Source organism: Pedobacter sp. MC2016-24 (assembly GCF_015223055.1).
Classification (GTDB): Bacteria; Bacteroidota; Bacteroidia; order Sphingobacteriales; family Sphingobacteriaceae; genus Pedobacter.
Genome location: NZ_JADFBX010000025.1, coordinates 1 through 14,152 on the forward strand (window position 1 = coordinate 1; position 14,152 = coordinate 14,152).

At 39.3% G+C, this 14,152-nt stretch carries 12 protein-coding genes; 5 read left to right on the forward strand and 7 right to left on the reverse strand.

From position 1 onward, the window contains the following. Positions 1–30: 30 nt before the first annotated feature. Positions 31–2,613 carry a TonB-dependent receptor gene (locus tag IM797_RS27535; RefSeq protein WP_194130446.1) on the reverse strand — a complete coding sequence of 861 codons (2,583 nt, stop codon included), beginning with the start codon at positions 2,611–2,613 and terminating at the stop codon, positions 31–33. Between the two features lie 627 nt (positions 2,614–3,240). Between IM797_RS27535 and IM797_RS27540 the strand changes: the two genes are divergently transcribed. Continuing rightward, positions 3,241–3,774 (forward strand): RNA polymerase sigma factor, encoded by a 534-nt coding sequence (locus tag IM797_RS27540; RefSeq protein ID WP_194130447.1) that lies wholly within the window; start codon positions 3,241–3,243, stop codon positions 3,772–3,774. Between the two features lie 68 nt (positions 3,775–3,842). Here IM797_RS27540 and IM797_RS27545 read toward each other — a convergent pair whose 3' ends face one another. The 3 genes from IM797_RS27545 to IM797_RS27555 all read right to left on the reverse strand — a co-directional run bounded on the left by IM797_RS27545 (position 3,843) and on the right by IM797_RS27555 (position 9,708). After that, complete coding sequence (locus IM797_RS27545) at positions 3,843–4,982, reverse strand: efflux RND transporter periplasmic adaptor subunit (RefSeq protein ID WP_194130448.1); 1,140 nt, start codon at positions 4,980–4,982, stop codon at positions 3,843–3,845. Positions 4,983–5,027: 45 nt separating this feature from the next. Beyond that, positions 5,028–9,392: a CusA/CzcA family heavy metal efflux RND transporter gene (locus IM797_RS27550; protein WP_194130449.1), complete on the reverse strand. Its 4,365-nt coding sequence runs from the start codon at positions 9,390–9,392 to the stop codon at positions 5,028–5,030. Positions 9,393–9,480: 88 nt separating this feature from the next. Continuing rightward, positions 9,481–9,708 (reverse strand): hypothetical protein, encoded by a 228-nt coding sequence (locus tag IM797_RS27555; RefSeq protein ID WP_194130450.1) that lies wholly within the window; start codon positions 9,706–9,708, stop codon positions 9,481–9,483. A 226-nt stretch (positions 9,709–9,934) separates the two neighbouring features. Here IM797_RS27555 and IM797_RS27560 point away from each other — a divergent pair, with 226 nt between their 5' ends. Together IM797_RS27560 and IM797_RS27565 are read left to right on the forward strand one after the other, a co-directional pair. Next, a complete protein-coding gene (locus tag IM797_RS27560) occupies positions 9,935–10,297 on the forward strand; it encodes a DUF6122 family protein (protein ID WP_194130451.1) in 363 nt (120 codons plus the stop codon). 22 nt (positions 10,298–10,319) lie between these two features. Next, entirely contained in the window at positions 10,320–11,219 is a 900-nt protein-coding gene (locus IM797_RS27565; RefSeq protein WP_194130452.1) for a hypothetical protein, read from the forward strand. A gap of 69 nt (positions 11,220–11,288) precedes the next feature. On the opposite strand, the gene IM797_RS27570 is transcribed toward IM797_RS27565, so the two are convergent. Beyond that, positions 11,289–11,519 (reverse strand): hypothetical protein, encoded by a 231-nt coding sequence (locus tag IM797_RS27570; RefSeq protein WP_194130453.1) that lies wholly within the window; start codon positions 11,517–11,519, stop codon positions 11,289–11,291. A 125-nt stretch (positions 11,520–11,644) separates the two neighbouring features. Here IM797_RS27570 and IM797_RS27575 point away from each other — a divergent pair, with 125 nt between their 5' ends. Together IM797_RS27575 and msrA are read left to right on the forward strand one after the other, a co-directional pair. Next, positions 11,645–12,637: a 2-hydroxyacid dehydrogenase gene (locus IM797_RS27575; RefSeq protein ID WP_194130454.1), complete on the forward strand. Its 993-nt coding sequence runs from the start codon at positions 11,645–11,647 to the stop codon at positions 12,635–12,637. A gap of 117 nt (positions 12,638–12,754) precedes the next feature. After that, positions 12,755–13,246: a peptide-methionine (S)-S-oxide reductase MsrA gene (gene msrA / locus IM797_RS27580; RefSeq protein WP_194130455.1), complete on the forward strand. Its 492-nt coding sequence runs from the start codon at positions 12,755–12,757 to the stop codon at positions 13,244–13,246. 4 nt (positions 13,247–13,250) lie between these two features. On the opposite strand, the gene IM797_RS27585 is transcribed toward msrA, so the two are convergent. Both IM797_RS27585 and IM797_RS27590 read right to left on the reverse strand, forming a co-directional pair. Then, positions 13,251–13,598, reverse strand: a complete 348-nt coding sequence (locus tag IM797_RS27585; protein WP_194130456.1) for a DUF4180 domain-containing protein — start codon at positions 13,596–13,598, stop codon at positions 13,251–13,253. After that, positions 13,588–14,130: a hypothetical protein gene (locus tag IM797_RS27590; protein ID WP_370583132.1), complete on the reverse strand. Its 543-nt coding sequence runs from the start codon at positions 14,128–14,130 to the stop codon at positions 13,588–13,590. Before IM797_RS27590 ends, IM797_RS27585 begins: the two co-directional genes overlap by 11 nt. Positions 14,131–14,152: the final 22 nt, after the last annotated feature.

Genomic DNA, 14,152 nt, shown 5'->3' on the forward strand with positions numbered 1-14,152 from the left:
TGTTATTTCAGCGATTAGCTGAGAAAGTACTTAGAACGCATAGCGTAAGGTAATACCATAAGTTCTCGGATCGCCAAGTACACCAGCATATAAACCTGAGTTACCAGCTGCTGCCTGCAATTGTTCGTAATAATTTTTGTTTGCAATGTTTCTGCTCCAGGCGAATATGGAGAATTTATCCGATTTAAACCCTAACCTGGCATTCAATAGCGAATAACCAGCTACATTTAACACTTTTGAAGGGGTTGGGTTTGAAGAGTATTCTGAACGGTAGCTGACATCACCAGCGATAAAATAGCGACCTTCCTTAGTAGACAGCTTGCCGGCAGTGCTCAATTCTGCACCACCAGAAATGTTCCATTTAGATACACCCGGTAATCTACCTCCTGAAGCATCTTTAAATGCAACCTGTGTAGCTACATTGTTGACCAGTTCTGTGTGACCAGTTTCTTCTAAAGGTAGTGGCGCATTGGTAAATTTGTCGTATTTAGCATCCAGATAAGCCAGGGCCGCATTTAAGCTTAAAAATCTTTCCAATTGATAGTTCCCATCAATTTCCAAACCTTTTACCTTAACTTTTTCTGCATTGGCAAGATAACCTCTGTTTACACCTAATTGTGGCGACTGTACATTGGTCTGGTAATCTTTTATGTCTGTTTTAAAAGCACTAACATTTACCAAAAGACCTGCAACAGGTTTAGTTTTAACACCCAGTTCATAATGTTGAACATATTCTGGCTTTACAACAGCCAAAGAGAGGTCCGCTTCGCCAGTAGGAGTAGTTGGTAAACCGCCTACGTTAACACCAACAGGTTTATATGCTGTTGAGTAGGTCGCGTAAGCATTTAATTTGGTATTGGGGCGATATGACACCGTCAGGTTACCAGATAAATTATTGTTGTCTGTGCTTGTGTTGAATTGCTGATTGCTGTAAACCGCTGCTTTTAAAGTCAGCAAGGTGGCATCTGTAGTTTGCAAACCGCCATAGGTTACCCTATCGTAATCCACATCTTTTTTGTCGTATGTAAACCTTAAACCAGGTAAAACATGTAAGTGTGGTAGGAATTCCCAGTCAGCCTGCGCAAATATCGCGGTACTTAATGATTTGATCGTTGAATTGGTTCTGATACCAAATCCGTTAAGCAAGTCTGGCGTTGTTCTATATAATAACTGGCTACCAGTATTGCTTGTCTGCACAAATCTCCATTGGTCTGCACCCACTTCTTCTGTTTGAGCCAGTCCTTTCAGGTTCTGGCTAAGGGCAAATACGCCAATTACACCACTTAATTTCTCGGCCAGATTACCTGCATACCTGATCTCCTGAGAATATTGATCATGACGGGAATTTCCTTGCGACTTGGTCAGGGCAGATACTTCAGAGAAATCCCTGTCATTTGTCGGGTCCCAATTCCAGAATCTCCATGCAGTAGTCGATGTCAGTGTTCCATTCCCAATTTTGTAATCTATATTCAGGGATATACCACCAATAGACTGGTTGTGTCTCCATGGAGTATTGGTGTTGATCTCTCTTGAAAATGGATCTATTTTAGGCTGTTGATAACCCAGGTCTGCTATAATTGCATCATATTGACGATAAGCGCTTCTTTCTGTTTTGGTAACTCCCGCAATTACCAATGGATAACCTGCAGGATGTTGTATACTTACATCACTGCTTAACAATATTTGTAATTTATCTGATGGTGTGAAATACAACTGACCTTTAAAACCAAGGTTATTCTGGCCACTATATTTGCGTTGTTCACTGGTATTCCAGATTGTTCCATCCCTTTGTGTACCGGAGATCGACAATTTTGCAGCAAGATTTTTTGCTACTCCACCTGATACGGATGTTTTAGCTTGTATAAAATTGTAATTTCCAACACTCAGTTCAACTTTTGCACTTGGTGTTTGGGTTGGTTTTGTAGTGGTGATGTTAAATGCACCCGCTGTGGTATTTTTACCAAACAATGTACCTTGCGGACCACGTAAAATTTCGATCTGTTCAATATCCAGAAAATCTGTCGAGGTTGCTGCCGGACGCGCGTGATAAACACCATCTACATAAAAACCTACTCCTGGATCTATACCATCATTTGTTAAGCCAAATGTTGAGCCCAAACCCCTGATGTTAAGTGTTGTATTTCTTGCATTGGACGCATATAGCTGCACAGAGGGCACCAATTCTTTCAATCTGTTAACGTTAAAAGCCCCGGCATTTTCTGCTGCCTGGCCTCCAATTACGGTAATCGCAATCGGTACGTCCTGTAATGATTCTGAACGCCTTCTTGAGGTTACTACGATCTCATCTAGTAATGCACTTTCTACCAGAGTTAACTCTAAAGGTGTATCCTGGATTTTCAATACCTGGAAATCCTGTGGTTTATAGCCAACGGAACTCACCTGAAGATAAAATGGCAGATCTTGTTTTGTATTGATGCTGAATTTACCATTGTCATCTGCTATAGTAGCGATCTTGGTACCTCTGATTACTACAGTTGCTTTTGGCACCGGAATGCCGTTGCTATTCTTTATAATACCTGTTATTGTGCTTTGGGCAAAGACATAGCTTGCCGTAAGCATAAATGAAAAGAGGATAAGTAAACTTTTTTTCATGATTTTGATTTTAAATGTTTGTTGGTTATACGCAATTCAAATGTGGTGTGAAGCGCTTGATTTGTTTATTTTGGTCGGCTTGTGCTCAAATAAAATTGCAAAGCAAAGCCATAAGGATGTTTTCATCCTTTGTAGTGAGTTTTAAAATTTGTTAATGGAATTGCATTGCCCGGTGTTGCTGGCGATTACATTCGGCTGAATCCGCGACAGCAACAACAACAATTTGAAAGAAAGATCTCTTCTTCTTTAGTTGTTTGTCTTCTCATTTTTAGAAAATGTAAGTCTGTTTTCATTGGGTTACAGGGGGATAAACATTTATTTAATGATGCGAAGATAGTATATATTTTATTAATTGCAATAAAATCTATGGAAATAGTAGAATTAATGTAAGCGGTGCATATAGAATACCATACACCTCTGGCGCTGAACAGCAATTGTGCCAGTTTTTCTGTCATTTTTTTTTATTTTTTTTATTTGTTAAAATATCTGGCATTTATGTGTTAAAATGGCAATAAAAAGGCTATTTAAACAAATTATTAAGTTTTTTATCTGCCTTTTTAGCCAGAATTGGTACAACGATTGAATTGTAAGCATTACCTAATGAAAAACAATTAATCACATCTACCTATGGAAAACATTTCTTTAAATCATCAGATTTGCAATCACCGGTCATGCTTAGAAAGCTTCGCTATGAAATTTACGAAAGACTTAGAAGATGCCAACGACCTGGTGCAGGACACGCTGATCAAGGCAATCCGTTACCATCACATGTATAAGCAAGGTACTAATCTTAGGGGATGGTTGTATACCATCATGAGAAATACCTTCATCAATGATTATCGTAAGGGGAGCAGAAGAAATATGATCATTGAAACATCTGAAGATTTATCGTCATATCAACTATACAACAGCGCTGCAACCAACCAGGGAGAGAATAAATTTGTGATGGAAGATATCAATAAAGCTTTGGGACAATTACAGCCTGAATATTCTACTCCATTTCTAAAATATTTTGAGGGCTACAAATATCATGAGATTGCTGAAGAACTAAACATTCCTATAGGTACGGTGAAAACAAGAATTCACATGGCCAGGCAGACTTTGAAAGGCCAACTGAAAATGTATAACAGTCGATTTAAAGTTGCTGCCGCCGAGATGTAATTATTCCTTGTTATTGTTCACAGATTAACGTTCTACATCAATCTGTGAACAATAATTTTGCAAGTAATCTAACCTTCCTCTGAACTGTTTTTCATCTTCATTAATAAAGCGTAGGCATTTTTGGTTACAATCTTTTTTGCCGGTAGTGGAGATTTTACTTCGGTAAACCCATCATTTGTTAGTCCAGGCTTAATTTGAATCATTCTGTACTGATAATTCCCCTCATCGCTAAATACATAGAATTTATTTTCCCATTTTACAATGGCATCATCAGGTAGGGCCATCACTTTAGCTAAGTCGGTTTTTATGCTTGCGTTAACATAAGTTCCTGGGATCAAATTCTGATCTGTATCGTCTAGTACGCAATTTACAGTCGTACTTCGGTCATATCCGATGTGAGGGGTGATCAATCTGATGGTGGCTGTTGATTTTTCCTTCGGATTTTTATTTGTGGTATACACAATTTTTTGACCGATTTTGAGGTTGCTTGCATCATTTTCAAGTACGCTCAGGTTTAACCGTAATTTACCTGGATTAACCAATTCAAATAACACATCTGTAGCATTCACGTACTTCCCGGTGTTTACATTAACTTTAGTGACATATCCATCAAGTGGGGCATAAACGGGGATGCTTCGGGAGATGTTCTGCTCGTTCAGCACTGCAGGATTTAATCCAATCAATCTCAATTGCTGAGCCAAAGAACTGAGCAGAATTTTTTGATGTGTATAGTCGTTTTCCGTTTGTTGAAAAAGCTTGTCGCTGGTTGCTTTTGTTGAGTTTAAGCCCTTTTGTCTATGGTAATCAGCTTCTGCAAATTTGAGTTTATTTTTAGCGATCAGGTAATCTTGTTGTAATAATATATAGGCCTGATCTTCAAGAATAGCGAGAACCTGACCTTTTCTAACCTGCATTCCGGGAATCAGTGTTGTTTTTTTGATGTATCCACCCAAGGGAATGCTTATCGCTGATATGCTTTCAGGAGTCGGTTCTACTGATCCGCTTACGTTCAGATTGCTACTCATCTCTTTCTGTTCTGCTTTGGTTGAAATGATACCTGCACTTTTAACCTGGGCAGAGTTTAGTTGAACCAGGTTGGACTCAGTTGCCGGTTCAGGTAGACTTGTGTTTGGCGTTTTTGTTCCTGATCCGCATGAAGTGAGCAGCATCAAAAACATCAAGTAGGGTATTGCTTTGATTTGCATCATTATATATTTTTGATATTTAGTTCTTTTTGGGAGTAGCATATATTTTTATTTAATGTTTCCGATTCTTTCGATTTCAAAAGCTGATTCATTGCATTGTTTAACGGTGTCAAAATATTGACTTCGGATTTGTATGGCTTGATTCATGAGTACTACCCAGTTTAAATAGTCTATTTCTCCAGCCTGAAGTTTTTGGGTAGAAGTAAGTATGATCTTTTTTGCGTTGGGTAGCAAGAATTTTTCATAATTGCTTAGTACAGCCTGATACTGCTTTTGGTTGTTCGCTGCTGTTTTTAGATCATTAATCAATTCCAGACGGTCGACCTCCAATTCCTTTTGTTGCTGGGTTACTTTGATCCGGGCAGCTTTGATTCTGGATTTTTGTGCCCCAAAGAATATTGGAATACCAAGTCCTACGCTTATGGAGGAAAAGCGATTGCCACTTCCATAATACTGATCTGCTCCAAGAGCATTGGTTTGCCAACCGATAATACTGGTGTTGTTATAACCAAGGTTTAGTGAAGGTAGTAGTTTGCTTTTCTCCAGTTGATATTGCTGCTGAAGGAGATCTATTTGCTGTGCCTCTAACTGTAACCCTGGATTGGTCTCAACGCTGAGCAAAGCTTCCGTAACGGGGAAATCGTATCTTGAAGAGACTTCAGCCGGTTCCAGATCAGCTTTGCTATGGAGTAGTAATTTAAACCTGTTCAGCAGGGTTTGATAGTCTGTATTCAATTGCTGTAGCTGATTTGTGATCTGCAGACGCTGATTTTCAGCCATAGCCAATTCAAGGGCATCAACATCACCTGCCTGGTACCGTTGGGAAGATTTTTCAAGAAACCTCGTGTAAATGGTATCCGCTTCCCTCAATAATTTTGCTTTGTCCCTCATAATCAGTAAATCATAATAACTCAGTTTAACCTGGGTTTTCAGATCAAGGGTACGCTGTTGCAATCGTGTTTCACCAATCCTGATATTGGTTTTGTTGACGGCCAATTGCCTGATGTATACTGTGGGAAATTCAATATTTTGTGATACTGCAAACTTGTTGTCTGATGCCAGGCTATTGAATCTACCATGTTCAACAGAAACGTTTGTTTTTTCAAAATCGAAAGCAGTTTTCTTTAGTGCCTTCTGATAGGTGATTTCCTGATCCGCGATTTGCAAGTTGATGTTGTTTTTAACTGCGGTATCTATTGCCGCCGAAAGTATGATTTTTTGTTGCGCCTGGGTTGAAAATGGCATGAAAAAGCATACTATAGCGAAGCTGGCTGTAACTTTCTTTGATCCAAGATATTGAAAGCCTTTTTCAAAAATAATGTATAACATGGGCAAAACAAATAACGTTAACAATGTTGACACCATCAGACCACCTATGACAACTGTGGCCAGGGGTTTTTGTACAGCGCCGCCTGCACCCGTGCTGATTGCCATTGGGATAAAGCCAAGTGAAGGGACAAGAGCAGTCATCAACACAGCACGTAATTTCGATTTTGTTGCATGGATAACAATGCGTTTTACATCTGTCCAGCCTTCCTTTTTTAGACGATTAAATTCAGTTACCAATAGTATTCCGTTTAAAACGGCAACACCAAATAGCGCAATAAATCCTACGCCGGCAGAGATGCTGAATGGTAGATCCCTGATCCATAAAGCAAAAATGCCACCGGTTGCTGATAGCGGGATTGCGGTATAAATAAGTAATCCTTGTTTTACAGAGTTAAAAGCAAAGTAGAGCAGTAGAAATATCAGAAGGAGGGCAATTGGCACAACAATGCTTAAGCGTGATTTGGCTGCGGTCATATTTTCAAATGAACCTCCATAGGCAATTGTGTATCCTTTAGATAAGTTGAGTTTTTGCCCCGCCTTGTCCTGTAGTTCCTGTACGATTGATTGGACATCGCGATCTTTTACATTAAAGCCGACGATGATTCTCCGTTTAGTGTCTTCTCTTTGTATCTGATTTACACCTTCTACTTCTTCGATCTGGGCAACCGAGTATAAAGGAATTTGCGTCCCAAAACTGTTGGTCACCATAAGGTTCCTGATGTCTGAAAGGTTCTTGCGCAAATCTTCATCAAGGCGCACGACCATGTCAAATCTCTTTTCACCTTCATAAACCTGACCAGCGGTCTGACCAGCAAAGGCAGTATTAATTACGCGATTCAGGTCCGTTACATTCAGACCGTGTCTGGCCATTGCATCCCTGTCAAACTTCACTACAATTTGTGGCATGCCTGTTACCTGTTCTTTGTAAACGTTTACGGCACCTTTAACCGTTGCAATGATATTTCCCAGGCGTTCTGCATAGCTTGCCAGCGAATCCAGATCTTCACCAAAGATCTTACAAACTACATCTTGCCTGGCGCCTGTCATCAATTCATTAAAGCGCATTTGAACCGGAAACTGAAAACCTACTGTTATTCCGGGTACTGCTTCCAATGCTTTGCTCATTTTCTCACTCAATTCCGGAAATGATTTAGCAGAAGTCCATTCTTTTTTTTCCTTAAGGATTACCATCATGTCTCCTGCTTCAAAAGGCATAGGATCTGTCGGCACTTCTGCACTTCCTATTTTAGTGACTACTTTTTGAACTTCCGGAAATTCATCAATGAGTATTTTAGAAGCCTTCTGTGTCGTTTCGATGGTGTTATTCAGATTACTGCCAGTTAGCAAACGGGTTTCTACTGCAAAATCTCCTTCTTCGAGCTGTGGAATAAATTCTCCTCCAAGCGTGCTCATGACATATACGGATATGGCAAAAAGGGTAATGGTTGCCGTCAATACAATTTTTGGAACACTGAGTAAAAAGCTCAACAAGGGCTGATATTTCCTTTCCAGCCAAATGATCAGCCGATCGGTAAGGTTCTGCTTATGCTGGATCTTCTTATCAAGGAACAAGGCACACATCATTGGTACATAGGTTATGGATAAGATAAAGGCACCTAAAATCGCAAAGGCTATGGTAAATGCCATTGGTTTAAACATTTTACCTTCAATGCCTTCCAATGATAAAATTGGTAGGTAAACAATCAGAATGATGATCTGACTAAATGCTGCCGACTTAATCATTGAACCAGTTGATTTGCTGACTTCCGTATCCATTTGTTCCTGATTGATATTGTTCAATTTCCGGAAATGTTTGGAGTGGGAAAAACGATGCAGGATGGCTTCCACTACAATTACAGATCCGTCAACGATCAATCCGAAATCTATGGCACCGAGGGACATTAAATTTCCGCCTACACCAAACTTGTTCATCAAAATGATGGCAAAGAGCATGGAGAGTGGAATAACGGATGATACGATAAGTCCTGCTCTTAAATTTCCAAGGAAAAATACAAGGACAAAAATAACAATCAGCGCACCCTCCAGCAAATTGGTTTGTACGGTTTCAATGGCATTGTTTACCATTTTGGTTCGATCAAGAAAGGGCTCAATGACCACACCTTGAGGTAACATTTTTTGTATCTCTGTAATTTTTTCCTTCACCCTTTTTACGACTACGGAAGAGTTCTCGCCTTTGAGCATCATCACTACAGCTCCGGCCACTTCACCTTGGTCGTTATAAGTCATTGCACCATACCTGATTGCTGAGCCATATTTAACTTTGGCTACATCCCTTATCAGTACCGACATTCCATTGTCCAGCTTCTTGACCACTATTTTTCCAATGTCTTCCGGGCTGGTTGTTAATCCTTCACTGCGGATGTAAAGTACAGTCGGCCCTTTTTCAATATAAGCTCCGCCTGTGTTTTCATTATTTTTCTCTAATGCATCAAAAATGTCAGTGATGGTCAAGCCATGTGATTTCAGTTGCTGTTGTTTAACGGCAATTTCATACTGTTTTAATTTACCTCCAAAACTTGACACTTCGGCAACGCCAGCTGTGCCTAAGAGTTGACGTCTGACAATCCAGTCTTGTATGGTACGAAGTTCAGTTTCATCGTATTTTCCTTCGTAGCCTTTAAGCGGCCTGACTACATATTGATAGATTTCTCCTAATCCTGTTGTTACAGGAGCCATTTGTGGAGCACCAATTCCTTGCGGAATTTCCTGTTGAACTTGTTGCAGTCTTTCACTAATTTGCTGTCTGGCCCAATACACATCGGTCTCCTCATTAAAAACGATGGTTACCAGGGATAGTCCAAATCTTGAAAAACTACGGATCTGTTTAAGACCCGATATACTGCTGCACGCTTGTTCAATTGGAAAAGTAATCAAGCGCTCAATATCCGGAGCGCCGAGTGCCGGAGATACGGTAATTACCTGTACTTGATTGTCGGTAATGTCAGGTAGGGCATCTATAGGTAATTTTGTGACTTCGTAAGTACCCCAGCCAATGAGGGAAAGTACAAATAAGCCAATAATCAGCTTGTTCTTTACAGAAAAGCCAATGATCTTATTTAGCATAATATTCTAATATTTTAAATTCAATACAAAGCATACCCGGTCAATAAAATTGAGGGATCAGGTAAGCAGAAAATTTAGGAGATAGAAATTATGCTTTTGGTGGTTTGAAAAGACAGCCAGGCGCAGGGTCATTGTGATCAATGCTTTGCCTATTTGGCTGATTAGTAAGGACTACAAAGTATTTTTCCTTTTGGATAAAGATGCGTTTAACAGGAACTGCAAATTGAATAATTGATGGGGCTTCTATTTTTTTTAACGGAAGTTCCATGTCTTCTTCATGATCGTTGTCTGCAATATCTTCACCGAAATAATGCATGTTTAGAAAGTCAATAATGCTAATCTGATTATTAAGTGCCTGGTGCTGTTTAAAATGAGAAATGAGCTTTGGGATTTTAAATAACTCTATGCAATAGGTATTTAAAACAAATATGGGGAATAACAGAAGAAAACACAGCCTGTTCACGGTGCAAATATAATTTAAATTAAAAAGCTAATGGAAAATAATTCTCCTTAGGTTTGTCACTCGACCACCAAATACTGCTATGACTGCTGATTTACTGAATATATTAAAACCTGTAGTTCACTATAGCTTACATTTTTTAGCTCCGGGCTTAACTGCATTTGTTTTTTTTAGAAAAGAATGGAAACGTGCCTGGCTGATTATGATGGCTACTATGGTGGTTGATGCAGACCATTTACTGGCTTCACCAATTTTTGATCCCGGAAGGTGTAGTATTAATTATCATCCTTTGCATTCTTATGCAGCAATTGCTGTTTATTTTATGTTGTTATTGTTTCCGAAAACAAGAATCATTGCTGTAGGATTGATCTTTCATATGTTTACAGACTGGCAGGATTGCCATTGGCATGAATTTAGCGCTTATGCGATTAAAATCATCCAGTAACATTGTTTATTAAACAAATTCTATGAAAATCAAAACGCTACTATTGGTGCCAAGCTTCCTGATCTGTTTGGGATGTCATTCTCAAAGCACTTCTTTAAATCCCATACCTACACCATTGAAAATTGAAAAAAAAGCAGATTACACCAAAGTACAGCCTTATTATCAACTGGATTTTAGTGCAGCTTTTTGCTTATTCGAAGTCAGGGTTAATGACGTATTGGTCTTTACGATGAATCTGGATGGCCAGACCTCCACAATGATTCCTATCAATTCAGCAATTTTAGAAAGCGGAAAACAGCAAATCGCAATTAAAGTGCTGCCCCTGGCTGGCCAGAAACTTCTACACCCAAGTGCTCAGTTCAAATACAACATCAAAGTTTTTGATGCGGCTAACGACCTAAATTTTAAGGAACAAGTTCCAGGAGAATACGCCGTAGCTAAAGTTGATCCGGCAAAGAAGCAGACCGTACTGACGCAAACGGCCAGTTTTAACGCAGCAGTGCCCTATACCGTAACAGCTTATCAGCATGGGACGGATCTCGCATCTGTAAAAGGTCTGAAAGATAAAATGCATGACGCCTACCAGCAACTTTCCGGTTTGATCAAAAAAGCAGATGTAGAACAAATTAAAAAATTGATTGCCAATAGAGAAAACTTCGCTGCAGTGACAATGTACCTGAATAAAGAAGAAGCAGACGACCGGATGTCCGGCATCGTAAGCAATTTAAAATCCGGATTTAAATTAGAACCTATTCCTGCAGATGCTGTTCTAAAGATTTTTGGCAATGGAAAGCTCGCCACCTTAATCAGGCCAAATGGAGAACCGGCTTTAATTTTAAAGAATGAAAAAGATCATGAGGAACTTCAATTGGAATTCAGCTTTTTTATCCCTGCCGGTAAAACCGATCTTGAAATCATCTAGCTAAACATTAATGTAACAAGAGCCATGAATAGGAGGATACTAATGAAACCTCCTATTCATAGGCAAACTTTAAGCATAAACTACCTCAAAGCCGCCGTAAAGTGCCATCTCAGCAGAATGATGTACTGTGAGCTTTAATTTTAGTCGATCTATCAATTCCTTGGCAAAAGTAATGCTGCGGTGCAAATCGTTATTACCTCTGATTTCAATTCCTCTGGCCAGCATTTTAAATTTACTTGGTTCGAATTTTTCAATAAATTTTTGAAGATCTGTACCAATTGTAGTATCTGTTTTTTGCATATGTCTGTAGTTTATGAACACAAGTTCAAAATAGGGCTTAATGTTTCAAATAGATATCCACATGTGCTGCGTTTTGCACATTTTTATAAACAATTACATATATCTTGCTTAAAAATCTAAAACTTATGAGAATTGCTGTTTTTAGTACATATCGGTATGATCAGGACTTTCTTGAGCGTTTCAATACTGGACATGAATTAACTTTTTTTAGTGCCGCACTGAACGAGTTGACTGTTTCATTGACTGAAGGATACGATGCCATTTGCATTTTTGTCAATGACATTGCCAATGCTGCTGTTTTGGAAAAGCTGGCTGAAAATGGAATAAAGTTGATCGTATTGCGCTGTGCCGGATATAATAATGTTGATTTACTTGCTGCTGAAAGATTAAATATTCAGGTGCTTAGAGTACCAGCATATTCGCCTGAGGCTATCGCTGAGCATGCCATGGCTATGATTCTTACCTTGAACAGGAAAACCCATAAAGCTTATAACCGCATCAGGGAGGGTAATTTTTCCTTAGAAAAATTGATGGGGTTTAATCTCTTCGGTTGTAAGGTTGCTTTAATTGGTACAGGAAATATTGGTAAAGCTTTTTATAAAATCCTTAAGGGATTTGGTTGCCGGGTTGTTGCCTATGATCCTTTCCCCGACCAGGAACTTCAGGCCGGGGGTTTACATTATGACTCATTGGTTAATGCTTTGCATGATGCGGAAATTGTTTCGCTCCACTGCCCGCTAAATGCAGAAAGTCTACATATGGTTAATGCGGAGAGTTTAAAGCTCTTTAAGAAAGGAGCAATGTTGATCAATACAAGTCGTGGGGGACTGATTCAAACTGCAGAGGTGATTGAGGCTTTGAAATCTGGTCAACTGGGCTATCTTGGCCTGGATGTTTATGAGCAGGAAAGTTCGCTTTTTTTTCACGACCGCTCTGAAGATGTGATTCAGGACGATTTAATTGCCCGACTCATTTCTTTCCCCAACGTATTGATTACTTCACACCAGGGCTTTTTCACCAATGAAGCAATGGAGCAGATTGCTACAGTGACATTTGAGAATGTGGATGCCTTTGCAGCTCAGAAAGTCTTGGTCAACCAGGTTATTGCACCTCGTTGATCTGCTGGATTTCTGCATGAGGATGTCTGTGAAGAATCATTTCTTATGAGATCAGGCCTGTGTACTTGTCAATAACAGCTCCAGGCCGTACCTTTATTTTATAAATAGTTAAGTAATATGAATATTGAAAAAGCCATTCTTGCCGGCGGTTGCTTTTGGGGAGTAGAAGAACTGATCCGTAATTATCCAGGGGTAATCTCCACTGTAGTTGGATACACGGGAGGAGATGTTCCTAATGCAACTTACCGTAATCATGGAACACATGCCGAAGGTATTGAAATTACATTTGACCCCAATACTTTATCTTACCGGAAACTACTGGAATACTTCTTCCAAATCCACGATCCAAGTACAAGAAACAGACAAGGGAATGATATTGGCACTTCTTACCGTTCTGCTATATTTTATCTGGATGAAACACAGCGGGAAACTGCAAATGCATTAATCGCAGAAATGGATGCTTCTGGAATATGGCCCGGAAAAATTGTGACAGAGGTTGTTCCGGCAACTGATTTCTGGAATGCTGAAGAGGAGCATCAGGATTATTTGCAAAAGAACCCATATGGCTATACCTGTCATTTTGAGAGAGCCGATTGGAAATTAAGCTAGCCCTTTAATCAAGGGCTTCTCGGACCGAACTGAGAAAGTTAACAAGTTTGCCCTTGTTGCTTTCATATATAAAATCTTTGATGCTTTTACCAGTATATTGGCTAAAGTTGCCAACGATTGTCAATTGCATGCGAAAGTTGGAGAATTTTTGAAGAAGTTCTCCAGCTATTCCAGTTTTGAGGTCAAAAAAAGAGGGTATTATGTTTTTTTCCTGAATAATGACTTTGTCAAATTCTTGATAATATAAGTCGACCAATAATTGTAGTCCTTCTTCCGGGCTGTGAATCAACACAGAATCTGCAATAACTTCGGCTATTTTTTTATCCCCAACTTGATGTGCTTTAATGTTCATGGCGCAATTTATGCTGTTCCATCAGTTCTTTTCCAATCTTTTTAATAAATAAATAATTTATTGTCCCACCAATCACACCACCTACTACTGGAACAAGACGGCGCATTGCTTTAGAACCTAGTCCCATCAGAATTTTTTCAGCAACTTCTTCCATAATGTTTTTGCTGATTGCAAGTTGTGTATCCGCTTTAACAGAGGAAGCTACAATTTTAAAGAAATTGTCAAAGCTGATCCTGGATTTTCCAGTATAATGATAGGAAATTGCCAATGTTACCCTAAACTGCTGTGTAATTAGGTTGATCACATCCACAGGAGTGCCAATCAGCATTGTACTTACACCGCCCACACCAGTAACAAGACCCGAGCCCGCTGCCAGATAGGCACATTGATTGATAAATTTATCAATACCCATGCTATCGACCCCTTTTTTGATGCCCAATTGATCAATTCGATTGAAAATCTGCCTAAAGCCGCCTTCAGCAAGATTTTTGAAACCTTCCTGGAAATTTGTTTTGATTGTTTTAAAATTCACACGTTTCAATGATGATAAATTA